Source organism: Capnocytophaga cynodegmi (assembly GCF_002302475.1).
GTDB classification, from domain to species: Bacteria; Bacteroidota; Bacteroidia; order Flavobacteriales; family Flavobacteriaceae; genus Capnocytophaga; species Capnocytophaga cynodegmi.
Map to the genome: position 1 here is coordinate 127552 of NZ_CP022378.1, position 24619 is coordinate 152170.

Consider the following 24619-nt stretch of genomic DNA (forward strand, 5'->3'; position numbering starts at 1 on the left):
TGAATCAAAATCTTTAAAAAACATTTTGTATCACGTAATTATATTTATCCTAAATGTTTTCCAAATTTATTTTTAACCTCATTTGCTATTTCCTTGATGTCTTGCTCGTTTTGGCGTGGGCAAATCAATAGTACTTCTTCTTTATCTACAACGATATAATCGTTAAGTCCCTCAATTACTACTATTTTCCCTTTTTTAGAACGTATGATATTATTGTTTGAATTTCTCAAAAGAGTTTGAGCATTTATCACTACATTTTGCTTTTCATCTTTTGGAAGTTTTTCATACAAAGAACCCCACGTTCCCAAATCGTTCCAATCAAAACTAGCTGGAAGTACATATATATTGGAAGAAGGCTCTAAAATAGCATAATCAACCGAAATATTATCTGCTTGAGGATAATTCTTTTTAATAAAATCGGATTCTTTTCCTGTGTTATAGAATTCACTTCCTTTATTAAACAACTCATACATAGCAGGTTGGAATATTTTAAAAGCTTTCAATACACTATGTACACTCCAAACAAAAATCCCTGCATTCCATAGAAAATTCCCTGATCGTAGAAATTTTTTAGCAGTTTCATAATCAGGCTTTTCACGAAACTGACTTACTTTTTTTATCTCTTCAGAAGCATTTTTATCATACTGAATATATCCATATCCTGTATTAGGAAATGTAGGAACAATTCCTAAAGTCATCAAAATATCAGCATTTTGAGAAGTACCAAAACATTTCTTCACATTTTCAGAAAAAGCATTTTCATCTTCAATCCAATGGTCACTTGGAGCAACTATCATCAATGCATCAGGATTTCTTTGTTTTATTTTCATTGATACATACAATATACACGGAGCTGTATTTCTCATACAAGGCTCTAAAACAATATTTTGATAATCTATTTCAGGAATTTGCTCTTTAACCAACTCACCATATATTTCATTAGTCAGAACCAAAATATTCTCTTTCTTAATGAATTTATTAAGTCGAGAAAATGTCTTTTGGAGTAACGTTTGTCCCGTTCCTAACATATCGTGAAATTGTTTTGGATAGTTTTCTGTACTAATAGGCCAAAAACGAGAACCAATCCCTCCAGCCATAATTACTGCATAATAGTTATGATTCATAAATGAAATATGATAGTTTTTCGCAAAGATAGAAAATATTTAAATTAAAATCAATCTGAAAAATATATGAAAACCCGTATTAAACCAAATATTGATAAATAATACCTCAAAATAATCTGTAATATATTTTTTTTTAGTATGTTTGTGGGCATTTTCAATTGCATCAAATGTAAAATATTTTTTATAGTACTTAATTTGAGAATCATTACATTAACTACGGATTTTGGAGAGAGAGATTACTCCGTTGGAGCTGTGAAAGGAGCTATTTATAGTAATTTTCCACAGGCTCACGTTGTTGATATTTCACATTTGATTACACCTTTTGATATCTTACAAACAGCTTATATTCTCAAAAATTCTTATGTACATTTTCCAAAAGACACTATTCACATTATTGGGGTAGATTCGGAACGGACACCCGAGAAAAAACATTTGATGATGCATCTAAACGGGCATTATTTTATTGGTGCCGATAACGGAATTTTTCATTTATTATCTGAAAATGAGAAAGATGTTGAAGTTTATGAAATTGGAGAAAATGAACCTGTTACATTGTTTCCTGTACTCGACTTTTTTCCAAAAATAGTATCCAAGATTGGAAATAATATTCCTCTTGATAAAATCGGAAAAAAAACAGATAATTACTTAAAAATAAGCTACTTAAAACCAGAAATTTCAAAAGATAAGTCTTTCATTTATGGAAGCATCATTTACATCGATCACTACGGAAATGCTGTAAGCAACATCAATCGTTCATTGTTTGATGAAATTAGACAAAATCGCACTTTTGAAGTAATTTTCAAAATGTATTCATCTCACAAAATACACAACTTATATACGGACATTATTGACTTTAAAGTTCCAAAAGAAAACAGAGCTCCAGAAGGAAGAAATCTACTTTTATTCAATAGTATTGATTTACTGCAAATTAGTATCTACAAAAGTGACTTAAGCTCTTCAGGAGGAGCTTCAACTCTTTTGGGGATAGAATGTTCTGACAACGTCACTATACATTTCTTACAAGAATAGAACAAACATATTTAATCAGAAAAACATAAGAATATGACATTAATTAAATCTATTTCAGGAATTCGGGGTACTATCGGTGGAAAACCCGAAGACAATTTAACTCCAATTGATGCTGTAAAATTTGCAGCCGCTTACGGAACTTGGTTAAAAACCAATCTTAAAAAAGAAAATATCCGCGTGGTTGTGGGACGTGATGCTCGAATTTCAGGCGAGATGATACAAAATTTAGTAGCTTATACACTCGTAGGCTTAGGCATTGAAGTGATTGATACTGGTTTAAGTACCACTCCTACTGTGGAAGTTGCCGTACCGATAGAAAAAGCTGACGGAGGTATCATTCTGACTGCCAGTCATAATCCAAAACAATGGAACGCATTAAAACTTCTGAACAATAAAGGAGAATTTTTGAGTGGAAAAGATGGTGAAGAAATTCTGAAAATTGCCGAAAAAAATGATTTTGTTTTCTCTCCAGTTGATGATTTAGGAAAAATAATCAAAAACGATACTTATATTGACAAACACATTGACGCTGTCCTAAATTTAAAAGTGCTGGATATTGAGGCAATCAAAAAGAAAAAATTTAAAGTTGTAGTTGATGCCGTAAATTCTACAGGCGGAATAGCCATTCCTAAGCTTTTGAAAAAATTAGGTGTTGAAGTTGTAGAACTTTATTGTGAGCCTACAGGGCATTTCCCTCACAATCCAGAACCTTTAAAAGAACATTTGGGAGATATTTCTGCAAAAGTTATCGCTGAAAAAGCCGATTTTGGAATCGTAGTTGACCCCGATGTAGACAGATTGGCACTCGTTTGTGAAGATGGAGAAATGTTCGGGGAAGAATACACTCTGGTTGCTTGTGCTGATTATATTTTAGGAAAAACGCCTGGAAACACAGCTTCTAATCTTTCCTCATCAAGGGCCTTACGTGATGTTACCGAAAAACACGGAGGGAAATACTTTGCCTCTGCCGTAGGAGAAGTAAATGTGGTTGAGATGATGAAAAAACATAATGTTGTTATTGGTGGTGAAGGAAATGGTGGAGTAATCTATCCTGAATTACACTACGGACGTGATGCTTTAGTAGGCGTTGCAGTATTTTTATCTCTCTTAGCTACAAAAGATTACTCTGTAAAACAACTTCGTGAAAGTTATCCTGCTTATTTTATGAGTAAAAATAAAATTGAGCTTACTCCAGATGTAAATGTAGATAATATTTTGAAAAAAATGGCTGAAAAATATAGTAATGAAAATGTAAATACTATTGATGGAGTAAAAATTGATTTTGCCGAGAGTTGGGCTCACTTAAGAAAATCAAATACAGAACCTATCATTCGTATTTATACAGAAGCTAAAACTCAAAAAGACGCTGATAATTTGGCTTTAAAAATTATTGATGATATTAAAAATATATAAATCATAATATAAAAAATTTATATCTATTAAATAAACTTCACTAAAACAGATTTTAGTGAAGTTTATTTTGCAAAAATCATAATTTCATACAAAAACTTTCAAAATAGAATTTTAAACTTTAACATTTTATTTATATTCATATTTCTTATAAAGTTTACTTTTGCATTATTAACAATTTAATTTATTTAAAAAAGATGAAAAAAATTATTTTATTATTCGGATTGTTTGTGTCTTTTATGACAACGATGTCAGCTCAGGGCTCATTGGAAGTTAATAATTTCCAGGTAAATGGAGGTTTTGGATTTTCAGGCTGGGGCGTTCCTGTTTACGTAGGTATTGATTATGGTGTAGTGGATGATTTCACTGTAGGAGGCGAAATTTCGTTCCGTTCTAGTTCTAAAGAAAACGTAAAATATTCAGGATTAGGAATTATGGCAAATGGCAACTATCACTTCAACAGAATTTTGAGAATTCCCTCAGAATTCGACGTTTACGCTGGTGCAACTATTGGTTATTATCATTGGTCACACAATTACAAACATCCGTATTTAGAACCATATTACTCTTCTGGATTAGGATGGGGATTGCAAGTAGGTGGACGCTACTTTTTTAACGATAACTTCGGGGTAAACCTTGAATTAGGAGGAGGACACGTTGTTAACGGGAAATTCGGAATCACATACATTTTTTAACAAATTAATAAAGGTTCCAAGCTGATGTACATTGAAAATGCATATCGTGGAAAAAGCCCAAAATGGCTGTATATAATCTGTCCTACACTATTTTTTGGTTTAACTGGACTAAGTTTTTTAGCTTTGTCGGTTGTCGACACTAGCGAACTCATCAAAATATCTATTGAAAAGAAAGGAGAATTGCGTTTTTTTGCAGAAAATTTAGCATCTTTCGCTTTTTTCTGTGTAGCTTTACTACTTTGGGTTCGTTATGTACACCAACAACCACTATTGCATTTTCACACATCACGAAGTAAAGTAGATTGGAAACGTTTTTTCTTTTCTTTTTTTCTGTGGGGAGGTATTGTAACAGCGGTTACTTTTGGTAATTATATGGTATATCCACAAGATTTTGAATGGAATTTTCAACTTGAACCGTTCTTGATATTGTGTGCAATTTCCATATTACTCATACCCTTTCAGGCAGGATTTGAGGAATATTTTTTTAGAGGATATTTAATGCAAAGCATAGGTATTTTCGTTAAAAATCGTTGGTTTCCTTTGTTATTTACTTCTGTAACCTTTGGATTAGTCCACGCTGCTAATCCTGAAGTATTCAAATTAGGATACTGGTTGTTAGCGTATTATATCGGAACAGGTTTTTTCCTCGGGATAATTGTTCTGATGGATGAAGGGTTGGAATTGGCATTAGGTTTTCATATTGCGAACAATCTTTTTTCTGCTATTTTAATGACGAGTAGCTGGTCTGTTTTTCAGACCCCCTCACTTTTAAAAGATGTATCAGAACCATCACTCATAGCAACGATGCTATTTCCTTTATTGTTCTATTTTCCGTTAATGCTGTTTATTTTTGCAAAAAAATATGGTTGGAACAATTGGAAAGAAAAATTATTCGGTCGGGTATTATCTGAAAAAGAATTCCTTGAAAATCAACAATAAAAGAGAGCTAAAAGCTCTCTTTTTCCTTTTAAAGATAGCAATAAATATCGTATCCAATTAAAACTTTCAATTCGTACAAATATATCAAAAAAAATTGTAACTTTGTCCTTTGATAACACAAAATAGTTATGACAAATACTACCCAAGAAAATCTAGAAATTGTTAAAAAAGTTTTTACCAAATACTTGGAAGAAAACGGGCACCGAAAAACTCCTGAACGTTACGCAATCGTTCGAGAAATTTATGAAAGTGGTGAGCATTTTGATATTGAAACTCTCTACATCAAAATGAAAAATAAAAAATATCGTGTGAGCCGTGCTACACTCTATAATACTATTGAACTTTTATTGGAATGCGGCTTGGTTCGTAAACATCAGTTTGGACAAAATCAAGCACATTATGAAAAAGCGTATTTTGACCGCCAACACGACCACGTAATTCTTACCGACACTGGTGAAATTATGGAGTTTTGCGACCCTCGTATTCAAGGAATTAAGCAAACTATAGAAGAAATTTTTGATATAAAAATTGACAATCATTCACTATATTTTTACGGAGTGAAAAACAAAAAAGAAAATACAAATAACTCAGAAACAAACAAATAGCTAAAAATGGCAGTAGATTTACTTCTCGGGCTTCAATGGGGCGATGAGGGAAAAGGAAAAATAGTTGATGTTCTAACTCAAAAGTATGATATAATCGCTCGTTTTCAAGGAGGACCAAACGCTGGACACACTCTTGAATTTAATGGAATTAAGCACGTTTTACATACAATTCCTTCTGGAATTTTCCACGAAAGTGCAATAAATATTGTAGGAAATGGCGTTGTTATCGACCCTGTAATCTTCAAAAAGGAAATTGACGCTCTAGAGAAATTCAATATTGACCTGAAGAACAAATTGTTAATATCAAGAAAAGCCCATCTGATTTTACCAACACATCGCTTATTAGATGCAGCTTCTGAAGCTTCAAAAGGAAAAGCTAAAATAGGTTCTACTTTGAAAGGAATAGGTCCTACATATATGGACAAAACAGGAAGAAATGGGCTTCGTGTAGGTGATATTGAGTTAGATGACTTTGAAACCAGATATAAAAGTCTGAGAGACAAACACGAAGAAATGATTTCTCACTATAATATTGAAATTCAATACAACTTATCAGAATTAGAAGCTGAATTTTTTGAGGCTATAAAAACACTAAAGTCTCTACAATTTATTGATAGCGAAGAGTATATACACCAAGCTATCAAAAATGGTAAAAAAATACTAGCTGAAGGAGCTCAAGGTTCATTATTAGATATTGATTTTGGAACGTATCCTTTTGTAACTTCCTCAAATACAACCGCTGCCGGAGCTTGTACAGGATTAGGAGTGGCTCCGACAAAAATTGGTGAAGTTCTTGGGATTTTCAAAGCTTATACAACTCGCGTTGGAAGCGGTCCTTTCCCTACTGAGCTATTTGACGAAGATGGGGAAACAATGGGGCGTGTTGGACGAGAATTTGGTGCAACTACAGGGCGAAAACGCCGTTGTGGTTGGCTTGATTTAGTTGCATTGAAGTATGCTGTTCAAATAAATGGAGTTACACAACTTATGATGATGAAAGCCGATGTGCTTAGCGGTTTTGAAACTCTAAAAGTGTGTACCGCTTATAATTACAAAGGTAAAGAAATTAGTCATTTACCTTATAACATTGAAGAAAAGAATGTAACTCCCATCTACACAAAACTTAAAGGTTGGGCTCAAGATTTAACCTCTATAAAAGATGATAGTCAGTTACCGCAAGAATTACTGAATTACATCGCGTTTTTGGAAAAAGAATTAGAGACTCCCATAACTTTGGTTTCCGTAGGTCCTGACCGAACGCAAACCATTATGAGAAATTAAAAAAATTTGAAAGGAAAGAAATATGTCTGTTGCAAAGAAAGAATACAAACGCGTAACAACAAAGTCGTTGATTGATATGAAATCTCGTGGAGAGAAAATTTCAATGCTAACGGCTTACGATTATACATTTAGCAGAATTATAGACGGAGCAGGAATTGATGTAATTCTTGTTGGTGATTCGGCAAGTAACGTGATGGCTGGACACGAAACAACTCTTCCAATTACTTTAGACCAAATGATTTACCACGCCTCATCGGTAGTTAGAGGTGCAGGGCGTTCCTTGGTTGTAGTTGATTTACCTTTTGGTTCATATCAATCAAATCCGAAAGAAGCTTTGCGTTCGGCTATCCGAATTATGAAGGAAAGTGGTGGACACGCTGTAAAATTAGAAGGAGGAAAAGAAATAAAAGAAAGTATCAAACGCATTTTGAATGCAGGAATTCCCGTTATGGGACACTTGGGTTTAACTCCGCAATCTATTTACAAATTTGGTTCATACACAGTACGAGCTAAAGAAGAAACCGAGGCTCAAAAGCTAAAAGAAGACGCTATTATGTTAGAGAAAATGGGATGTTTTTCTATTGTTTTAGAAAAAGTTCCTGCAACTCTGGCTGAAGAAGTAGCAAAGAGTGTCAGCATTCCAGTTATAGGAATTGGAGCAGGAAGTGGCGTTGATGGTCAAGTTCTTGTACTCCACGATATTTTAGGAATGACAAACGAATTTCATCCAAGATTTTTACGTCGGTACGCGAACTTGTATGATGAAATTACATCGGCAGTTTCCCGTTATGTAGAAGATGTTAAGAACGTTGAGTTCCCTAATAAAGAGGAATCTTATTAAAAAGTAAAAAATCAGATTCAGGAATTTATTTTCTGAATCTGATTTTTTTATAATCAGGTTCATTATAATGTTTCGGCATCAGGGAAAAAATAGAACAGCAAAGAATAATTTACAAATTGCTGTAGTGTTATCATTTGTTGCGGGTATTGTTAATGTTGTTGGTTTTTTGTTCTTAGGAAAGTTAACTACCAATGTAACAGGGCATTTTGCACTTTTCATTTACGATGTTTCCATAATGGAATTTTGGAAAGGTACTATCTATTTTCTATATATTTTCTCATTTCTGGTAGGTTCTTTTACTTCAGGTTGGCTCATCGAAACGGCAAATTATTACAAAAAACACAATATTTTTGTAGCACCTACATTGGTTGAGTGTTTTCTACTATTTAGTGCGATTGTTTTAAATTATTTTTTCACAGACTTCCCAACAGATATTACTGCTTGTATATTACTTTTCGCGATGGGAGTTCAAAATTCTTTTGTGACAAAAATCTCTAATTCTGTGGTAAGAACCACGCACCTTACAGGGCTATTTACCGATTTAGGCATTGAACTTTCCCAATGGATTTACTTAAAAAAGAACAACTTAGAAGTTCTGTTAAAGAAAACTAAATCAAATATCAAGCTACGATTATTTATTATTATTTTCTTCTTTTTAGGAGGATTAAGTGGTGGTTTTTTCTTCATTAAAATGGAAATGGCTTTAAAAACCTTGTTTATTCCTATTATTGTTTTACTTTTGGGGCTATTTTATGACGATTTCCGTTTTGTATATCTTACCAAAAAAAGAAAATATGAAAGTAAAATCCAGCGTAGAAAATCTGCAAATACTTTACGAAGACAATCATCTGATAATCATAAACAAAAGAGCAGGAGATATCGTTCAGGGCGACAAAACAGGCGACTCCCCGCTCAGTGAAATACTAAAAACATACCTAAAACAGAAATACAACAAAGCAGGGGAAGCCTTTCTGGGAGTGGTACATCGTTTGGACCGCCCGACTACAGGTATTGTAGTTTTTGCCAAAACATCGAAGGCTTTATCTCGAATGAATACATTATTTTCTGACAAACAAAATGTTGAAAAAATTTATTGGGCAATTACGGAAAATAGCCCCTCTCCTACCGAAGGCTCTTTAACACATTGGCTGACCAGAAATCAAGAAAAAAATAAATCAACAGCTCATAAAAAAGAAGTGAAAAATAGCAAAAAAGCCATTCTAAACTACAAATTGCTAAAAAAATTGGACAATTACTATCTATTGGAAATTCAGTTAATTACAGGACGACATCATCAAATTAGGTCACAACTCTCTGCCATAGGTTGTGTTATAAAAGGAGATTTAAAATATGGTGCAAAACGTTCCAATCCAGATGGAAGTATTCATCTTCACGCACGAAAATTAAGTTTTACCCACCCTGTTAAAAAAGAAAAAATTGAAATTACAGCTCCCGTTCCGAATGATAAATTATGGAACGCTTCTAATGATTTATCTTGATAGTTTTGTACTAATTTTAACTTCTTTCTAAAAAATAGCTCCAACTCCAAAACTTATACCCGATGCTTTGCTTCCTGCCAGATTAACATACTGATACTTAACTCCTATGTTATAATTTCGGAAATAGAATTTAGGTCCGATTGAAAAATGGTAAACATCGCTATTTCTGAAAGAACTATATTTCAAATCCGTGTATAAAGAAAATGGCTTGATGAAAATTTCATTTCCTAACTCAGTTGCAAAACCAAACTGATTGATTCCGTTAGCAATATAACTTGCTCCAAGCCCCCAATGAAGAGAAACTATCGGAGTTCGTACACGGAAATATTGACCCGTTAATGTGAATATATCCAATTTACTATTCTTGCTTATCAACAATTTTTCCCAAAAATGTAAATATTCAGTTTTTATAGCAAAACGACTCCCTAACCTGATTCTTAAATTCAAGTCATTCATAAAAAATCTACCTTTTTCAGAGAAATAATAATTAGAACCTTCTAATCTCCAAAAAACATAATCGCCTGACTTTATGTACTTATAGTCTCCCTTAGCTCCTGCATAAAACGGATAATGATTTAACGTGGCGTTATACATTCTACCTTGTTGTTCCAGGGGAGTTTCGAAAGCTACATAATATGCTAAAAACACGGTCAAATCTAACAAAATCCCCGCAAACATCTCTCTTCCAAAGGAATATGAGTCGGAGGAAGATGTATAGCTTCCGTCAGAATTTGAAGCTGCTCTACCTTGAATTGGTAATTCTTTAGATAAATTTTCTTTTGCCTCTTCTATTTTACTTTGAGCTGAAATAGAGAAAGTTATCATTGAAAAAAGAATTATATAAACAAATTTCATCGTAGCTAATTTTATTCATTATTTAAAAACGTTACAAAAATACTAAAATTACCTTATCACAGCAGAATATCACTTTTTTTGATTATAAAATTATTCTACCAGAAAAAAACCTACTCCATTATGAAAAAAGTTTGCTCCATCAGAAAAAGCCTTTCCAATGTTTTATAAAAGTATAAATATAGGTAAGTTATTAATAACTATAAATTTTAACACGAATACGCAATTAATATTTTGTCCTATCTCTTTTTTATTGTACATTTGTAACCGAATTAAAAGGAAATAAATATGGCGAGTATCAGAAATTTAAAGAAAGAGATTAATTACGTTTTCGGAGATATTATAGATAGCGTGTTTCATTGGGAATACACAAGCGGAAATACGGGCAAAGGTTCAGAACTTATTCAAGAAATCTTGGTTACTTATGACGATTTGATTGAAAAAATTTATCACCGAGATGTAGAGAAAAGAGGTGCTCATTTAAAACAAGTTAGAAAAGATTTTGAGCAAAAAGCAGGAACTTTTATCGGGAAATTAAATAAATTGGGATAATTTTTTTCATTAAAAGATTTGCAAATTAAAAAAAAGTTGCTACATTTGCACCCGCAATAACGCCGATATAGCTCAGTTGGCCAGAGCACGTGATTTGTAATCTCGGGGTCGTGGGTTCGAATCCCTCTATCGGCTCAAGAACAAAGCCATCTTTATTGAGATGGCTTTTTTTATTGAATTTATCTACAAATTTCATAACTTCATAATGACAAATATTCAGTATATTCAAAATCAGAATAATACCTTTCAGAAAAATCAAATTGAAAACACCCTATTATTGCTTTCCGAAGGTTGTACAATTCCGTTTATTGCCCGTTACAGAAAAGATAAAACGCAAAACTTGGACGAAATAGCCATTGAGCAAATTTCAAAATGGCAAACCGAATATGAAAACATTCTTAAAAGGAAAGAAACCATCTTGGCTGCCATCGAAGAGCAAGGAAAATTATCCGATGATTTGAAACAAAAAATCGAATCCTGTTTTGTTCTAAATGAACTGGAAGACCTTTACTTACCCTACAAAAAGAGAAAGAAAACACGTGCCGACATCGCTAAAGAAAAAGGCTTGGAACCTTTAGCTAAAATCATTATGTCGCAAAAAGTAGGTGATTTAGAGTTTACTGCATCAAAATATATCAGCAAAGAAATTCCCACAGAAAAAGAAGCCTTACAGGGAGCTTCCGACATCATCGCCGAATGGATTAGTGAAAATATTTTTATTCGGAAAACTTTAAGGCGTATGTTTCAACGCAATGCAAACATAACTTCGCAGGTGGTTAAAACGAAATCTGAGGAAGAAGAAGCTCAAAAATTTTCGATGTATTTTGATTGGGAAGAAAATCTTTTAAAAACGCCTTCTCATCGTATTTTAGCAATGCTTCGGGCCGAAAGTGAAGGTTTTGTTCGTTTGAAAATTGAAATTGATCCCCAAGAAGCAATTGATTTTATAGGAAAAACCATAATTAAAACTAAAGGAGAAGTAGCTGGTTTTTTATACGACACGATTGCGGATAGTTACAAACGCCTTTTAGCACCTTCCATATCAAATGAAACTTTACAAGAAGCTAAAGAACAAGCTGATAACAAGGCTATTCAAATATTCGCTGAAAATTTAAAACAATTGCTATTGGCAGATCCTCTGGGAGAAAAAAGAATTTTAGCCATCGACCCTGGATTTAAAACAGGCTGTAAGGTTGTGTGTCTGGACGAAAAAGGAGACTTGTTGTACAATGAAACTATCTTTCCACACCCTCCGCAAAAAGATATTGCTATGGCAACAAAAAAAATTAAATCGATGGTTAATTCCTACAAAATTGAAGCCATTGCTATTGGAAACGGAACTGCTTCACGCGAAACGGAATTGTTCATTAAAAACATAGCTTTTAGCTCTCCTTTACAAGTTTTTGTAGTAAATGAAGCGGGAGCATCGGTGTATTCAGCCTCGAAAATAGCTCGGGAGGAATTTCCAAACTATGATGTTACAGTGCGAGGAGCCGTGTCGATAGGTAGACGCCTTTCAGACCCGTTAGCAGAATTAGTAAAGATTGACCCAAAAGCAATCGGAGTGGGACAATATCAGCACGATGTAAATCAAACAAAACTAAAAGAAAATCTTGATTCTGTAGTAATTAGATGCGTAAACTCGGTAGGAGTAAATCTCAACACTGCAGGAAAATCTCTTCTTTCGTATGTCTCTGGAATTGGGGAAAAAACGGCAGAAAATATTGTAAAATATCGCTCTGAAAAAGGAGCTTTTACAAAAAGAGAAGAACTTTTGAACGTTCCCAGATTGGGTTCCAAAGCCTACCAACAAGCAGTAGCATTTTTGCGTATTCACGAAGGAAAAAATCCTTTAGATAACTCAGCTGTTCACCCAGAGGCTTATCCAATTGTTGAAAAAATGGCAAGTGATTTGGGGATTTCAGCTGAAAAGCTCATCGGTAATAAAGAGGCTATAAACAAAATAAATATCGATAAATACATTAATGATAATATAGGAGTTATCTATTTAAAAGATGTACTTAAAGAATTAGAAAAACCTGGATTAGACCCACGAAAATCTGCTAAAATTTTTGAATTTGACCCTAATGTAAAAACATTTGATGATGTAAAAATTGGAATGATTTTACCTGGGATTGTAAATAACATTACGGCTTTTGGTTGTTTTGTTGATATCGGAATAAAAGAAAGCGGACTTATTCATATCTCTCAACTAAAAGATGGTTACGTAGCTGATGTAAACGATGTGGTAAAAATACACCAACACATAACCGTAAAAGTAATTGATGTTGATAATCAGCGAAGAAGAATTGGATTAAGTTTAGTGAGTTAAGAAAAAATCTGAGAGAAATCATAATTTCTCTCAGATTTTTTATCATTTAGCATTCTTATAATGGTTCATTAATTTTCTGTGAAATTCCTTTTCAGCTTCTTTTAACGAAAGTAATTTTTTTGCTGAAATTATCTTCAAAAGTTCTTTATCTTTTTCCTTAATTACTTGTCGTATTTCATCGCTAAGTTCACTATCTTTTCTTAGAATCTCCAGAGCCTCTTTTTCCGTCAAATTACTCTTTTTATCACAACCTTCCTTTCTGCAAGTTTTTATTTGGCTATGCAAATTATGTAATTTTTCGTTATATTTTTCGTAAACAGGCCAGAAAACTTTTGCTTCATCTGGTGTAAGATTTATTTTGTCAGTAATATATCCTATTTTTAAAGTTTTTATTCTCTCATAATTATCCTCTTTTTGAGAAAAAACAGAAAAACTGACAAAAAAGAACAAAATAATAGTAAAAAATGCTCTCATAATTTTATCTTTTAATAATTTTCATCTAATTTATAATCATATTCTTGTAAATAATCATCAAGATTTTCCATATTCTGACTTTCATTTACAATGGAATTTAAACTTACTGCTTCCAACTCTTCCAAAATTAAATATGTTTTATCTTCTAAATAACTGTCATTCAGATAATCTTGTATCTCTGCTGAAGTTAAATCCGAAAAATAAACATTTTTCGAGGCTTGAGAAGTATATTTCCAAACTACAGAAACAAACAACAAAACCAAAACAGAAGCGACAGCATACCTAACCATTGAGAAATGAAATATTTTTGTTCTTTCTGCAGTTGATTTCAAAATAGATTCCTTTGATTGTTCAAAATAATTCTCTGGAACTTTGAAGCCTTGTTTCTTTTCTATAAACAATTCAGCATCAATAGTTTTTTTCAGATTTTTTTTGAAATCATCAAAGTACGTTTCTGGAACTTTCATTCCTGATTTTATATTTAATTCACTTTGTTTCATACTTCCTCGTTATAAGACGACAAAATCAGTAAAAAGTTTAATGCGTTTCCAAATAATTTTTGATTTTTTGCACTGCGTGATGATATGACGCCTTTAAAGCACCTACCGAAGTATCCAATATTTGAGATATTTGCTCATATTTAAGCTCTTCAAAATATTTCATATTAAATACAAGTTGCTGTTTTTCAGGAAGAGTTGCAATAGCTTTTTGAAATTTGATTTGTATTTCATCTCCTTCAAAGTAAACGTCAGTTTCTAAATGTATACTTCTGTCATATTGCAAATCCTCAATTGAACAGTTCCGCTCGTTGGCTTTTTTCTTCAAAAAATCAAGGGCTTGATTGGTGGCTATTCGGTAAACCCACGAGAATAAAGAACTCTCACCTCTGAATTTATCAATGTTTCGAAAAATTTTAATGAAAGTTTCTTGTAACACGTCATCAGTATCTTCGTGTGAAATAACTATTCTTCGGATATGCCAATAAAGCCTTTTTTGGTAGGTGTCTACCAGATTTTCAAATGCTTTTGAACGTGTTTTTGAATTTTGAAGTAATGTTATGATTTCTTTTTCTTCCAAATTTATGATTCAAAAGATTGCATTTCAACTAATTTTTTATACATACCTTGCTTTAACAAAAGCTCATTGTGTGTTCCTTGCTCCACAATGCGTCCCTTCTGCATAACTACTATCAAATCAGCTTTTTGAATTGTTGAAAGACGATGAGCAATCACAATGGAAGTTCTGTTTTTCATCATATTTTCCAGAGCATTTTGAACCAAACGTTCACTTTCAGTGTCAAGTGCGGAAGTTGCTTCGTCCAAAATCATAATTGGGGGATTTTTTAAAACCGCACGAGCAATACTTAGACGTTGTTTTTGTCCACCACTTAGCTTACTACCTGAATCTCCGATATTTGTATTAAATTGTTCGGGTAAATCCTTGATGAATTCATAAGCATTTGCTACTTTGGTTGCTTCCAAAAGTTCTTGCTCACTCGCATTTGGTTTTCCTATCAGAAGGTTATTTTTAATAGTATCATTAAAGAGAATTGAGTCCTGTGAAACTACTCCTATCAAACGACGTAAAGAGCTTATTGTTAAATCTTTGATATCAATTCCATCAACTTGAATTGTCCCTTTATTTACATCATAAAAACGCGTAATTAGGTTTGCTATAGTACTTTTTCCGCTTCCTGATTGCCCTACTAAGGCAATAGTTTTTCCTTTAGGAATTTCTAAAGAGAAATCTGTTAAAACCTCATTATCACTATATCCAAATGTAATATTTTTCAACACAATTGAAGACTTAAATTCCTGTATATCAACAGCATTTTCCTTTTCTTGAATAGGGCTTTCATAATCCAATATTTCAAATACACGTTCGGCTGCGGCATTTCCTCTTTTTAAGTCATAAGAAGCTTTACTAATAGCTTTCGCTGGAGTTAAAATATTGTAAGCCAACCCCATAAAGGCAATAAAAGCAGCTCCGTCCAAAGTTTTATTAACTAAAACCATTGTTCCACCAAACCAAAGTAGAACAGCAATCATCAGAATTCCAAGAAATTCACTCATTGGTGAAGCTAGATTTTGTCTGTTTGCCAAATTGTTAGCTAATTTAAAAAAACGTGAAGTAGAATCTTCAAATTTGTTTTGAAAAATCTTTTCAGAATTAAAAGCCTTAACAACTCGCAGTCCACCAACAGTTTCTTCTATAAGAGATAAAAATCGCCCTTGTTCTTGCTGTACTTTAGTGGATTGCTTTTTCAAAGATTTTCCAATTTTGGAGATAATCCAACCCGATATTGGAATAAAAACAAAAGTAAAAACGGTTAATTTTACGCTAATTCCCAACATCATAACAATTGAGAAAATAATTGTAAGAGGCTCTCTAACAATCAATTCCAATATTGAAAGAAAAGAATGTTGCACCTCTCCTACATCACCCGCCACACGAGCAATTATATCTCCTTTTCTTTGTTCAGAAAGATAAGAAAGAGGCAAATTCGTTATTTTTTTATAAAGTGCATTTCGTAAGTCTTTCAGTACGCCATTACGCAAATGTGTGATAAAAAATACAGCAGTATAATTGAACGCATTTTTAAGCAAAAAAAGTACAATAACAAGAGTAATGACAATTGTTAAAGCGGCAACGGAATCTTCTCCAACAATATTTGATATTCTATAATTTAGTACATTTTTACCATAACTTACCAAATCTGAAATTTTTCCTGAAAAAACAGGCTCCTCAACGATTTTTTTGGTATCTTTTCCGAATAAAATGTCCAACATCGGGATAAGTGCTACAAACGAAATAGCACTAAATAAAGCATACAAAATATTGAAAAAAATATTCAAAAAAGCATATTTCTTGTAAGGAATTATATAGGGTATAAATTTCTTTAAATACGGACTCATCGGGTTATTAAAATTGAATAAAGCTCAAAATCTTTATTTATATTATTGATTTTGAGCTTTTATGTTTATCCTTTGTATTTCTTTACAGTTTCTTTACGTTGAATTTTTCCGTTACCAGTAAGTTCAAATTTTGGCATAAAATAAATAACTCTGGGAACCTCATATTTTAAAATTTCTTTGTCCACATATAAATCGTGAGATAGACTTGGATAATCTTCTTTATTGCCCTCTACGTAAAGAACAGCCCTTTGTCCAAGTTCCTCATCTTCTTCACCTATAATAAAATAATTATTTTTAATATACTTCTTAATTTTACGTTCAACACTTTCAGGGAATACTTTAAATCCTCCTGAATTGATTACATTGTCCAAGCGACCTAACCAAATAAATTCAGTATCAGAAATTAACTTTACAATATCATTAGTAATAACCTCGTGATCAGATATTTGAGGAGCATTGATTACCAAACACTTTCTTTCATCTTGGCGGAATGTCACACCTGGCAACGCTTTGTAACTATCTTCGTGCGATTCCGTATGATTAACGTGTCTCATTGCAATATGCGAAATAGTTTCCGTCATTCCGTAAGAAGAATACACCTCTGTTGAAACATTTTGTAGTTTGGCTTCCAAATCGTTATCAATTGCAGCTCCTCCGAGAATTAATTTTTTTACACGATGCAAATCATACAATGATTTTGATGCCTGAAGCGGAATCATTGCTGTGAAATCATAGTCTCTGTTCGTTAAAGCCAGTGGCATTGATGAAGGCTGAATGATATCCAAATGCAATCCTAATACAATAGCACGGATTATCATCATTTTTCCAGCAATAAAATCAGCTGGTAAACATAACAATGCTGTGTTTTTAGGGGATAAATTTAAGTATTTTCCCGTAGCCAAAGCCGAATTTACCATATGTTGCTTTTTCAAGCGAATTACTTTGGGAATTCCTGTTGAGCCTGAAGTAACTGCCTCAACATAATCATTATCATCGAGCCAATTCAGTAAAAAATTTCCAATAGATTTTCGGTAAGGTTCACCATCTTTGATGTATTCCATCGCCAAAATAACCAAATTCTCTCTATCAATAGAAAAACCATTGATTTTTAAATGCCTATGTACGAAAGTATAATCTACTTTATCCATTTCTTTTTCTATCATTTTTCCTAAAACTAAAACAAGTCGCAAATGTACAAAAAAGATTTGAAGTCTAATAAAAATTTATATTTTCAAAAACAGAGTTTAATGAATTGTTAGTAATCTTCCGTTAGTTAATTTCTTTGTAGTAGAATTTAATCAATTTTAAAAATCACAAATTTTTGAATAATCAATTAAAAATCAAATGAAAAAATATTGATTCAAAAAAAACACATTGTTTTCTTTTAAATTTAAAAAGAAATTTAGTAGATTCGCAAAAAAAATAAAATTATGGGAAATTTAGATTTTAATTTAACTATAGAAAAAATAAAAGAGAGTCGCATAAATCAAGTAAACTTTTCAAACTTAGCATTTGGTCAAACTTTTTCTGACCATATGTTTGTTTGTCATTACAAAAATGGAAGTTGGCAACAACCTCAAATCAAGCCTTATGCACCTATTTCGTTAGAACCTTCAGCAAGTGTTTTTCATTACGGACAGGCAATTTTTGAGGGAATGAAAGCATACAAAGACGACAATGATAATATTTTTCTTTTCCGTCCGCAGGAAAATTACAAACGTATGAATAAATCAGCTGTGCGTTTAGCTATTCCTGAGTTTCCTGAGATTTGGTTTGACGAAGGGCTAAAAGCATTGTTAAAAGTTGATAGAGATTGGATTAAGAAAGGAGTTGGAAATTCATTGTATATTCGTCCGTTTATTATAGGAACTTCAACAGGAATAATGGCTTCTCCTTCAAAGGAATACATTTTTTTCATTATCACTTCTCCTGTACAGGCTTATTACGGAGGTGATGTGAAAGTGAAAATTGCCGATTATTATAGCCGTGCCGCTAACGGAGGTTTTGGAGCAGCAAAAGCGGCAGGAAACTATGCAGGACAATTCTATCCAACGCAACTAGCTATTCAAGAGGGATATCAGCAAGTTATTTGGACAGACGATACAACTCACGAATTTTTGGAAGAAGCAGGAATGATGAATTTGTTCTTTCGAATAGATGATACGTTAATTACTTGTCCCACTAGCGACCGTATTTTAGATGGTGTTACACGAAAAAGTGTACTTGCTATTGCAGAAAAATTAGGCATCAAAACAGAGGTCCGACCTATAAAAGTACAAGAATTATTACTGGCTACAGAAAACGGTTCTCTTCAAGAAATCTTTGGAAGTGGTACAGCAGCAGTTATCAGTCCAATTTCAGGATTTGGCTACAAAGGAAAAGACTATAAGATTAATCGTCCTGCAGATTTATACGCTTCGAAAATTAAAGAAACCATCTTAAATATTCAATATAACAAATCAGAAGATCCTTTTGGTTGGAGAGTTGAAGTTATTTAGCATACTGAAAATAAGCTATTAGCAAAAAAGTTTATTATTTTTTATAAAAAATATTTGGAGATTTAAAATAAGTTTGTATCTTTGCAACCGATTTAAAAATCAGGCCTCGTAGCTCAACTGAATAGAGCACTTGATTACGGCTCAAGAGGTTTCAGGTTTGAATCCTGACGAGGTCACAAAATACAAAATAACTCTCTGTTTTACAGAGAGTTATTTTTTTGGGGGTAAGCAAAAGGGTAAGTTTTAAATTTCGTAATTAGCTGTTAGCACTTCAATACGTTTTTTACCTGCTGTTTTGCTTGTGCCTAAATGCAAAGTAATTTCCTTTTGATACCAGCCAAACTCGTTTACATATTTCAAAAGGTATTCATTTTGGTAGGAACTCAATAAAAACTTACCTTTAATTTTTGATAACGAACTTAATAATTCGTTAAAATATTCTTGTGTGTAACCGCCGTAATGCCCTTGGTTAGCTCCTACATACGGAGGATCACAATAGATAAACGTATATTCAGTGTCGTGTGAGGCAATCACTGCGCTAGCATCGTTATTTTCAATTTGGACGTATTTTAGCCTTTCGGAATAACTCTCTGAAAATTCTAAAATCTTATTTACTAATAATTTTGAATTTTTGCTTGTTTTGTCGAAACGACAACTCAAAATTTGATTGGAAAAACCGCAATTTGTAGCGTACCAAAATGCCCACGCACGTTGCACTGGTGTAAATACAAAAGGCGAATGATACATTACTAACGCCGATTTATAGGTTTCACGGCTCACGATCGTTTTTTCTACCAATATTTTAAGAGCTTCAAAATCTGTTTTTAATACCTCATAAAAATTGACTACATTCGCATTAAAATCATTGATAATTTCAGATTTTGCGGGTGCTTTTGCCCAAAAAACCGCCCCACCGCCGAAAAATGGTTCTACATATATTTGATGCTCGGGTATCAATGGTAAAATATGCGGAAGCATCGTTTGTTTGCCTCCGTAATAAGATATTGGCGTTCTTTGCCAACTTTTAGACAATCCTTGTTTCATATTTTTAATTATATTTCATATATTTGCATTACCACACCATAAAATAAAAACGCCACAAGGAACAGAAGACATAAGTCCTCCGTAGCCTTGTGGGTTTATTTTAAATGGTGTGGTAACTTTTTAAAAGCGGAGGACATTTTTAACGTCTTGCCTCCTAAAAGACGTTGAATACTACCGTTTACCAGCTTTAACAGCTCCTTTCTTCTTAGTAGCGGATTTTGCTTTCACGATACGTCCGTTTTCGTTGTAGCGGAAGCCTTTTTTCAGTTTGCCGTTGGCTTTCAAGCCCTCTTTTTTTGTTGCCATATTTATAAATATTTAATTGTTACTAATTCTGTTTTACTTGATTGTGAGTAAAATACATTACTTCGTGATATTTAACCACGTGCTTTGATTGGTTTTTCCCTTTCATTTTTGTTTTGCCTTCTACTTTAACAGCGTCCATAAAAATATGCTCGTGATAAATAGGGAAGCCCAACACATCAACTCCTATCTGAAAGGAAACTTTTTCAACATTTGTGATAAATACTTTTGCCATATTTATATTTAATTGAGACGTTTCTTTAAAATATCCTCATAAGTTAACATTACCTTTAATTGTTTTTTTAGTAATGGTTGTTGTGTCTTGTCGATTTCTTTGAATTTTGAACTTTTGACAAAAATTTTTAGTTTCCCAATTCTTTCTGAAAGTTCAGACAATTCTGTTTGAACTCTTTTTTTTACTTCTTTATCCATATTTCAATTTTAAAAATTATCTAAATTTGTTGTTCAATCTCATCAAGTTCTCGTCTAAGAGAATTAATTCTTTCGATTTCTTTTTTTGCTCTTTCAGAAATTATTACTCCACTTATAGCACTGGAAAGTATTGCACCTCCTAATACTCCCGCTATCATAACGCCTTTTTTTTGTTTAGTAGCAAAGGTCAATACACCTCCTACAACTGCCCCTACGAGGCTAAAAACAATTATTCTTTTTTTATCATTTTTAGGGATGACGGTTTTTGTGTGAACTTTCAACTCTAATTCTCTTAAAATTTCTGACTTTCGTTGTTCTAATTGTTGTTTGTTCATATTCTTAATAAATTACATCATATGCTTGTTTTTCAATTACTTGTTCTTCTGTTTCAACAGGTAACAGCCTTTGCTGGAAAATGTTATATTTCAGTTGGTCGGCTGGGATAGGGTTATACCTATTTTTGTCTGGATACACATAATTTTCCTGATAATTCGGAAATTTTTCGGTGAAAAGAATGATGTCTCCATCGTATTGAGAACTACTCCCCCCTTTCATTTTTCCATCTGTTGTCTGTTGATAAATCACTAAAAACAGCTTGCCGTCATATTTTTTTCGTAAGTCTTTATCTACTTCAAATTTTCGGTCTAATTCCCGAAGTTTTTGAAAACTATCTATCACAATTACTTCATTTTCCCGAATGATTTTATCCAATTCAGATATAGAACGAACATCAAAAGCCAATGTATTTCCTTGTGCTTGGCGGTTTAAATATTGATGAATTTTCTCATCGTATAGAAAACTTTCGGGATGTTCCTCGATAGAAATATGCCCTACCTTGTATCGTTGCCCTAAAGCGTTGATAAACTGAAAAGCAAACCGCGTTTTTCCCGAACCTTGCCCTCCCGTGAGCGTAATTACAAGGCTATCTTTTGTTTTTCGCTCTACTTTGCCCAAAAACTGCGACATTTGAGGCTCGTCGATTTGGAAAAAATCCCAATCAGTAGGCTGTGTTGCCAATTTGTCAATTAAAGATCCTTTACGATGATGTGCTACCGCTGGTAATGAATTTACGATTTCGGGTTGTACCTGGCTGGTTTCCGTAAATTCTTCAACAAAAACCTCTGGGTGGTGAGCCACCGCTGGCGTTACCTCTTGGGGAGTTTCTATAAACGAAATAGGAGCCGATAAACCATATTTTTGTTTGATTTTTTGGTTGTTACCTTCTACTTTTTCGACCATTTCATCTATCTTATTTTTGTATTCTAAAATAATTTCCTTACCCTTCGGAGTTAAAGAATACGTAAAATTGTATTTGTCCTTATTATCAATTTTGACCAAATCTTTAAAAGACATTACTTTTTTGTTAGTAGCTCCTCTATTTACAGAAATATGCTCATATAGTTGACCATTTCTTACAAATGCTTCTAAAATATTATACTGAAAATCAAGTCTTTTTTCAATTTTATATTTATCAACCAAACAATCTATAATCTTGCCTTGTTCTTTTCTATATGTTTCATAGTCTCTCTCTTGCCTATCGTATAACATTTTTTGAAGGTCTTGCCTTTTCTTTTGGGTTTTACGGTCTAAGCGATTGATAATAGCACTATACTCTCCTGCATATCTATCCGAAATATAAAACTCCTTGCCATCGGTCAAAAGTCCGTTTTCTTCATAATACCAACCTTTACGTAACTTTCTTTTGTCGGTAAAGGCTTTTTTACGGATTTCATTGGTTAAGGGTAAGCCTAAACCAAAATTTTCAGCTGTTTTTTTGCCAGAAACAGATTTTTTTGTATTTTTGTCTTGTGATTTGGAGTCAAGGTTGGGAATTGTACCCATCGTCTTGAACGCTAAATCACTTTTTTTGTTTATGTACAACAATAAATCTTCTTTTACCCAGTTTTGATAGGTGCTATCATTTTTTCGGCTGTACAAACTCTTTACCTCTATATAATTTCCTTTTGTTACAATATGTAACGGAGCTATTACAGGCTTGTTTTTGGCGTTTATAATTTCGGTAAGCACCACAAAACCTGCCGTTTTACTTTTGAAAATAGCTAACGGATTATTTAGATAATCAGGCAAATTGATAAGATTTTCCCAAGTGATGATATGGCTGTCATCTTTGGTCATCGCTTTTTTTATTGTCGCTTGTGAAATTCTCATTTCTTTATCGCCAACTATTTTTTTTAATTCGCCTTTTGCTTTTCCTAATTTTAAAACTTTATCAGTATTAAAGCCCTCTCTTTTAGCCTTTAAAATTTCTTTATTAAAAGCAATAGTTTCGGAACTTTGAGCGGTTGGAGCTGCTAAACCCGACAAACACGGAGCTGCCAAACCTTGACTTTCTTTAAAATCTTTGTTTTCGGTAGCAGAAATTTGTACCTCATTTACGTTTAATTCCGTTTTTTTCGTCTCAAAAACAGGCATTAGCAAAGCCACATTTTTGTTTTCTTTACTTTTGATTGCCATTATTCTATTATATGCAACACATTCAAAGCTCACTTGTTTTGTGCCATTTACATACAAGCATTGCAAGGACTCAAATAATTTAAGGGTGTTAATATATATTTCCATATTTCCTATGCGGAAAGGAATCGTATAATTATCATTTTTTTGAACATCGAATTTCAGTAAATAGTATGCCTTATAGGCGTGATTTAAAATCGGTTCTATATCTACAAATGGTGTTTTATATTTGTATTGCTTTGGAAAAATATTTTGATAATTAGGAAATACTTCATCAATGTACCTTTTTTTGTCGTTCCATTCTTTCTCAGGCAAGGCATCATCAATATTGTTAAAATTACTCAGATATTTGCTATATTTGGCATTGACATCGTAAATTTTGCCTGTTTTAAGTCCGTCATTTTTAGTTCTTTCAATAACAAGCAATTTATGAGCGTCTGTACCCACATAAAAATCTTTTTCAATAAGCACCCCCGTCAGAGCAGGACGAAGTTCATCTTTTGTTACAATTCTTTCAAAACTCTCAATCCCTTTTTTGCTTGTTTTGGGTGCTTTAAAATCAAACTCGTTGGTATTGATAAAACCGCTTTGAAGACGTAGCATTTTTGAAAGTTTTTTGTCAAAAATATCTTGAATATCCTTTGCCGATTGGTTTTCTTTTTCGGTAGAACTCAAAATAATATTCAATTTTGTAGCACTATCACCAGCAACGGTAAGGGCGTTTGATGATTTTTCAACTATTGAATTTTGTTTACTTTCCGTATTACCACAGGTTTTACACGCAGTTTTTTTTATTTTATCACGGAATTTATCCATTTTTTTCATTGATGCGATAATATCGGCATCGGTATAACTTTTAGGATATTGGAGGCGTATCTCGTGAGTTATTTTATACTCTTTTTCAGTTTCTGTTGCTTTTTTCTCGGTTTTTGTTACTTGTTTCTTGGGTTTTGAAACTTCTTTCTTCTCTTTTTTCTCAACCTTTACTACATTGCCTTTCACGAATTTCCAGCCTTTACGCAAACGTCCGCAGTCGTCTAAGGCTTCACGGTAATCACCCGTGTGCATTGCTCCAGCAAGTCCTTGCGGTGCTGGATATTGCACGATATTTATATCAAAATGCTGAACATTGGGATAATCGTTCAAAATTTTTGAGACACGATACACTATATCGGTTTGATTTTCCGTTTTTGCCTGTTGTAAAATTTCTTCTAAATAGTTACGGCTTACCTCTTTGCCGTTCAAGTTATTAAAGAGTTGTATGCTGGTCATTACAATAAATATTTTAGTCAATAATAATTATTAATTGCTAATCTTTCGAT

At 33.0% G+C, this 24619-nt stretch carries 25 protein-coding genes and 2 tRNA genes; 14 read left to right on the plus strand and 13 right to left on the minus strand.

Features of this window, described 5'->3' with window-relative positions; all coding sequences use genetic code 11:
* Window positions 1-44: 44 nt before the first annotated feature.
* Window positions 45-1124: a mannose-1-phosphate guanylyltransferase gene (locus tag CGC48_RS00565; protein WP_095897350.1), complete on the minus strand. Its 1080-nt coding sequence runs from the start codon at window positions 1122-1124 to the stop codon at window positions 45-47.
* A gap of 195 nt (window positions 1125-1319) precedes the next feature.
* On the opposite strand from CGC48_RS00565, the gene CGC48_RS00570 reads away from it, so the two are divergent.
* The 9 genes from CGC48_RS00570 to CGC48_RS00610 all read left to right on the plus strand — a co-directional run bounded on the left by CGC48_RS00570 (window position 1320) and on the right by CGC48_RS00610 (window position 9423).
* The gene (locus CGC48_RS00570; RefSeq protein WP_098029716.1) at window positions 1320-2153 is read left to right on the plus strand and encodes an SAM hydrolase/SAM-dependent halogenase family protein; all 834 of its coding nucleotides are present in this window, start codon (window positions 1320-1322) and stop codon (window positions 2151-2153) included.
* Between the two features lie 33 nt (window positions 2154-2186).
* Entirely contained in the window at window positions 2187-3566 is a 1380-nt protein-coding gene (gene glmM / locus CGC48_RS00575; RefSeq protein ID WP_095897351.1) for a phosphoglucosamine mutase, read from the plus strand.
* A 194-nt stretch (window positions 3567-3760) separates the two neighbouring features.
* On the plus strand, window positions 3761-4258 hold the full coding sequence (locus tag CGC48_RS00580; RefSeq protein WP_095897352.1) for an outer membrane beta-barrel protein: 498 nt from the start codon (window positions 3761-3763) through the stop codon (window positions 4256-4258).
* A 24-nt stretch (window positions 4259-4282) separates the two neighbouring features.
* Window positions 4283-5197 carry a CPBP family intramembrane glutamic endopeptidase gene (locus tag CGC48_RS00585; RefSeq protein ID WP_095897353.1) on the plus strand — a complete coding sequence of 305 codons (915 nt, stop codon included), beginning with the start codon at window positions 4283-4285 and terminating at the stop codon, window positions 5195-5197.
* Between the two features lie 128 nt (window positions 5198-5325).
* Window positions 5326-5802, plus strand: a complete 477-nt coding sequence (locus CGC48_RS00590; protein WP_018278337.1) for a Fur family transcriptional regulator — start codon at window positions 5326-5328, stop codon at window positions 5800-5802.
* A gap of 6 nt (window positions 5803-5808) precedes the next feature.
* Window positions 5809-7083: an adenylosuccinate synthase gene (locus CGC48_RS00595; RefSeq protein ID WP_095897354.1), complete on the plus strand. Its 1275-nt coding sequence runs from the start codon at window positions 5809-5811 to the stop codon at window positions 7081-7083.
* 22 nt (window positions 7084-7105) lie between these two features.
* A complete protein-coding gene (panB, locus tag CGC48_RS00600; protein WP_095897355.1) occupies window positions 7106-7924 on the plus strand; it encodes a 3-methyl-2-oxobutanoate hydroxymethyltransferase in 819 nt (272 codons plus the stop codon).
* 67 nt (window positions 7925-7991) lie between these two features.
* The gene (locus CGC48_RS00605) at window positions 7992-8843 is read left to right on the plus strand and encodes a YoaK family protein (RefSeq protein ID WP_095897356.1); all 852 of its coding nucleotides are present in this window, start codon (window positions 7992-7994) and stop codon (window positions 8841-8843) included.
* Window positions 8752-9423 carry an RluA family pseudouridine synthase gene (locus CGC48_RS00610; RefSeq protein WP_098029717.1) on the plus strand — a complete coding sequence of 224 codons (672 nt, stop codon included), beginning with the start codon at window positions 8752-8754 and terminating at the stop codon, window positions 9421-9423. The genes CGC48_RS00605 and CGC48_RS00610 overlap by 92 nt, the downstream gene beginning before the upstream one ends.
* A gap of 27 nt (window positions 9424-9450) precedes the next feature.
* Here CGC48_RS00610 and CGC48_RS00615 read toward each other — a convergent pair whose 3' ends face one another.
* Window positions 9451-10278, minus strand: a complete 828-nt coding sequence (locus CGC48_RS00615) for a hypothetical protein (RefSeq protein WP_095897357.1) — start codon at window positions 10276-10278, stop codon at window positions 9451-9453.
* 285 nt (window positions 10279-10563) lie between these two features.
* Between CGC48_RS00615 and CGC48_RS00620 the strand changes: the two genes are divergently transcribed.
* The 3 genes from CGC48_RS00620 to CGC48_RS00630 all read left to right on the plus strand — a co-directional run bounded on the left by CGC48_RS00620 (window position 10564) and on the right by CGC48_RS00630 (window position 13159).
* Window positions 10564-10827, plus strand: a complete 264-nt coding sequence (locus CGC48_RS00620; RefSeq protein WP_095897358.1) for a hypothetical protein — start codon at window positions 10564-10566, stop codon at window positions 10825-10827.
* A 61-nt stretch (window positions 10828-10888) separates the two neighbouring features.
* Window positions 10889-10962: transfer RNA gene (locus CGC48_RS00625), tRNA-Thr, on the plus strand.
* A gap of 70 nt (window positions 10963-11032) precedes the next feature.
* A complete protein-coding gene (locus CGC48_RS00630) occupies window positions 11033-13159 on the plus strand; it encodes a Tex family protein (RefSeq protein ID WP_095897359.1) in 2127 nt (708 codons plus the stop codon).
* 42 nt (window positions 13160-13201) lie between these two features.
* On the opposite strand, the gene CGC48_RS00635 is transcribed toward CGC48_RS00630, so the two are convergent.
* The 5 genes from CGC48_RS00635 to CGC48_RS00655 all read right to left on the minus strand — a co-directional run bounded on the left by CGC48_RS00635 (window position 13202) and on the right by CGC48_RS00655 (window position 17696).
* Window positions 13202-13633, minus strand: coding sequence for a hypothetical protein (locus tag CGC48_RS00635; RefSeq protein WP_095897360.1), 432 nt, complete (start codon window positions 13631-13633; stop codon window positions 13202-13204).
* Window positions 13634-13644: 11 nt separating this feature from the next.
* Window positions 13645-14133: a hypothetical protein gene (locus CGC48_RS00640; RefSeq protein ID WP_095897361.1), complete on the minus strand. Its 489-nt coding sequence runs from the start codon at window positions 14131-14133 to the stop codon at window positions 13645-13647.
* 37 nt (window positions 14134-14170) lie between these two features.
* A complete protein-coding gene (locus tag CGC48_RS00645) occupies window positions 14171-14710 on the minus strand; it encodes an RNA polymerase sigma factor (protein WP_095897362.1) in 540 nt (179 codons plus the stop codon).
* A gap of 2 nt (window positions 14711-14712) precedes the next feature.
* A complete protein-coding gene (locus CGC48_RS00650) occupies window positions 14713-16548 on the minus strand; it encodes an ABC transporter ATP-binding protein (RefSeq protein ID WP_095897363.1) in 1836 nt (611 codons plus the stop codon).
* 65 nt (window positions 16549-16613) lie between these two features.
* Window positions 16614-17696 carry an AMP-binding protein gene (locus tag CGC48_RS00655; RefSeq protein WP_098029718.1) on the minus strand — a complete coding sequence of 361 codons (1083 nt, stop codon included), beginning with the start codon at window positions 17694-17696 and terminating at the stop codon, window positions 16614-16616.
* A 282-nt stretch (window positions 17697-17978) separates the two neighbouring features.
* Between CGC48_RS00655 and CGC48_RS00660 the strand changes: the two genes are divergently transcribed.
* Both CGC48_RS00660 and CGC48_RS00665 read left to right on the plus strand, forming a co-directional pair.
* Entirely contained in the window at window positions 17979-19046 is a 1068-nt protein-coding gene (locus CGC48_RS00660; RefSeq protein ID WP_095897364.1) for a branched-chain amino acid aminotransferase, read from the plus strand.
* Window positions 19047-19148: 102 nt separating this feature from the next.
* A tRNA-Arg gene (locus CGC48_RS00665) sits at window positions 19149-19222 on the plus strand.
* A gap of 67 nt (window positions 19223-19289) precedes the next feature.
* Here the strand turns inward: CGC48_RS00665 and CGC48_RS00670 are convergent.
* From CGC48_RS00670 to CGC48_RS00690, 6 genes are all read right to left on the minus strand, one after another.
* Window positions 19290-20090: a DNA adenine methylase gene (locus CGC48_RS00670; protein WP_095897365.1), complete on the minus strand. Its 801-nt coding sequence runs from the start codon at window positions 20088-20090 to the stop codon at window positions 19290-19292.
* 171 nt (window positions 20091-20261) lie between these two features.
* Entirely contained in the window at window positions 20262-20396 is a 135-nt protein-coding gene (locus CGC48_RS11890; RefSeq protein ID WP_255317780.1) for a hypothetical protein, read from the minus strand.
* Between the two features lie 22 nt (window positions 20397-20418).
* Window positions 20419-20628: a glutamyl-tRNA amidotransferase gene (locus CGC48_RS00675; protein WP_095897366.1), complete on the minus strand. Its 210-nt coding sequence runs from the start codon at window positions 20626-20628 to the stop codon at window positions 20419-20421.
* Between the two features lie 8 nt (window positions 20629-20636).
* On the minus strand, window positions 20637-20825 hold the full coding sequence (locus CGC48_RS00680; RefSeq protein ID WP_095897367.1) for a crAss001_48 related protein: 189 nt from the start codon (window positions 20823-20825) through the stop codon (window positions 20637-20639).
* A gap of 20 nt (window positions 20826-20845) precedes the next feature.
* A complete protein-coding gene (locus CGC48_RS00685; protein ID WP_095897368.1) occupies window positions 20846-21160 on the minus strand; it encodes a hypothetical protein in 315 nt (104 codons plus the stop codon).
* Window positions 21161-21164: 4 nt separating this feature from the next.
* The gene (locus CGC48_RS00690; RefSeq protein ID WP_095897369.1) at window positions 21165-24569 is read right to left on the minus strand and encodes a MuF-C-terminal domain-containing protein; all 3405 of its coding nucleotides are present in this window, start codon (window positions 24567-24569) and stop codon (window positions 21165-21167) included.
* Between the last annotated feature and the right edge of the window lie 50 nt (window positions 24570-24619).

What these genes read in the sequence shown, in the direction of transcription:
- CGC48_RS00640 (WP_095897361.1), bottom strand. Translation starts at nt 14,133, where the DNA reads ATGAAACAAAGTGAATTAAATATAAAATCAGGAATGAAAGTTCCAGAA.
- CGC48_RS00605 (WP_095897356.1), top strand. Translation starts at nt 7,992, where the DNA reads ATGTTTCGGCATCAGGGAAAAAATAGAACAGCAAAGAATAATTTACAA.
- CGC48_RS00660 (WP_095897364.1), top strand. Translation starts at nt 17,979, where the DNA reads ATGGGAAATTTAGATTTTAATTTAACTATAGAAAAAATAAAAGAGAGT.
- CGC48_RS00590 (WP_018278337.1), top strand. Translation starts at nt 5,326, where the DNA reads ATGACAAATACTACCCAAGAAAATCTAGAAATTGTTAAAAAAGTTTTT.
- CGC48_RS00635 (WP_095897360.1), bottom strand. Translation starts at nt 13,633, where the DNA reads ATGAGAGCATTTTTTACTATTATTTTGTTCTTTTTTGTCAGTTTTTCT.
- CGC48_RS00685 (WP_095897368.1), bottom strand. Translation starts at nt 21,160, where the DNA reads ATGAACAAACAACAATTAGAACAACGAAAGTCAGAAATTTTAAGAGAA.
- CGC48_RS00615 (WP_095897357.1), bottom strand. Translation starts at nt 10,278, where the DNA reads ATGAAATTTGTTTATATAATTCTTTTTTCAATGATAACTTTCTCTATT.
- CGC48_RS00680 (WP_095897367.1), bottom strand. Translation starts at nt 20,825, where the DNA reads ATGGATAAAGAAGTAAAAAAAAGAGTTCAAACAGAATTGTCTGAACTT.
- glmM (WP_095897351.1), top strand. Translation starts at nt 2,187, where the DNA reads ATGACATTAATTAAATCTATTTCAGGAATTCGGGGTACTATCGGTGGA.
- CGC48_RS00580 (WP_095897352.1), top strand. Translation starts at nt 3,761, where the DNA reads ATGAAAAAAATTATTTTATTATTCGGATTGTTTGTGTCTTTTATGACA.
- CGC48_RS00670 (WP_095897365.1), bottom strand. Translation starts at nt 20,090, where the DNA reads ATGAAACAAGGATTGTCTAAAAGTTGGCAAAGAACGCCAATATCTTAT.
- CGC48_RS00690 (WP_095897369.1), bottom strand. Translation starts at nt 24,569, where the DNA reads ATGACCAGCATACAACTCTTTAATAACTTGAACGGCAAAGAGGTAAGC.
- CGC48_RS00595 (WP_095897354.1), top strand. Translation starts at nt 5,809, where the DNA reads ATGGCAGTAGATTTACTTCTCGGGCTTCAATGGGGCGATGAGGGAAAA.
- panB (WP_095897355.1), top strand. Translation starts at nt 7,106, where the DNA reads ATGTCTGTTGCAAAGAAAGAATACAAACGCGTAACAACAAAGTCGTTG.
- CGC48_RS00585 (WP_095897353.1), top strand. Translation starts at nt 4,283, where the DNA reads ATGTACATTGAAAATGCATATCGTGGAAAAAGCCCAAAATGGCTGTAT.
- CGC48_RS00630 (WP_095897359.1), top strand. Translation starts at nt 11,033, where the DNA reads ATGACAAATATTCAGTATATTCAAAATCAGAATAATACCTTTCAGAAA.
- CGC48_RS00675 (WP_095897366.1), bottom strand. Translation starts at nt 20,628, where the DNA reads ATGGCAAAAGTATTTATCACAAATGTTGAAAAAGTTTCCTTTCAGATA.
- CGC48_RS00655 (WP_098029718.1), bottom strand. Translation starts at nt 17,696, where the DNA reads ATGGATAAAGTAGATTATACTTTCGTACATAGGCATTTAAAAATCAAT.
- CGC48_RS11890 (WP_255317780.1), bottom strand. Translation starts at nt 20,396, where the DNA reads ATGGCAACAAAAAAAGAGGGCTTGAAAGCCAACGGCAAACTGAAAAAA.
- CGC48_RS00565 (WP_095897350.1), bottom strand. Translation starts at nt 1,124, where the DNA reads ATGAATCATAACTATTATGCAGTAATTATGGCTGGAGGGATTGGTTCT.
- CGC48_RS00650 (WP_095897363.1), bottom strand. Translation starts at nt 16,548, where the DNA reads ATGAGTCCGTATTTAAAGAAATTTATACCCTATATAATTCCTTACAAG.
- CGC48_RS00620 (WP_095897358.1), top strand. Translation starts at nt 10,564, where the DNA reads ATGGCGAGTATCAGAAATTTAAAGAAAGAGATTAATTACGTTTTCGGA.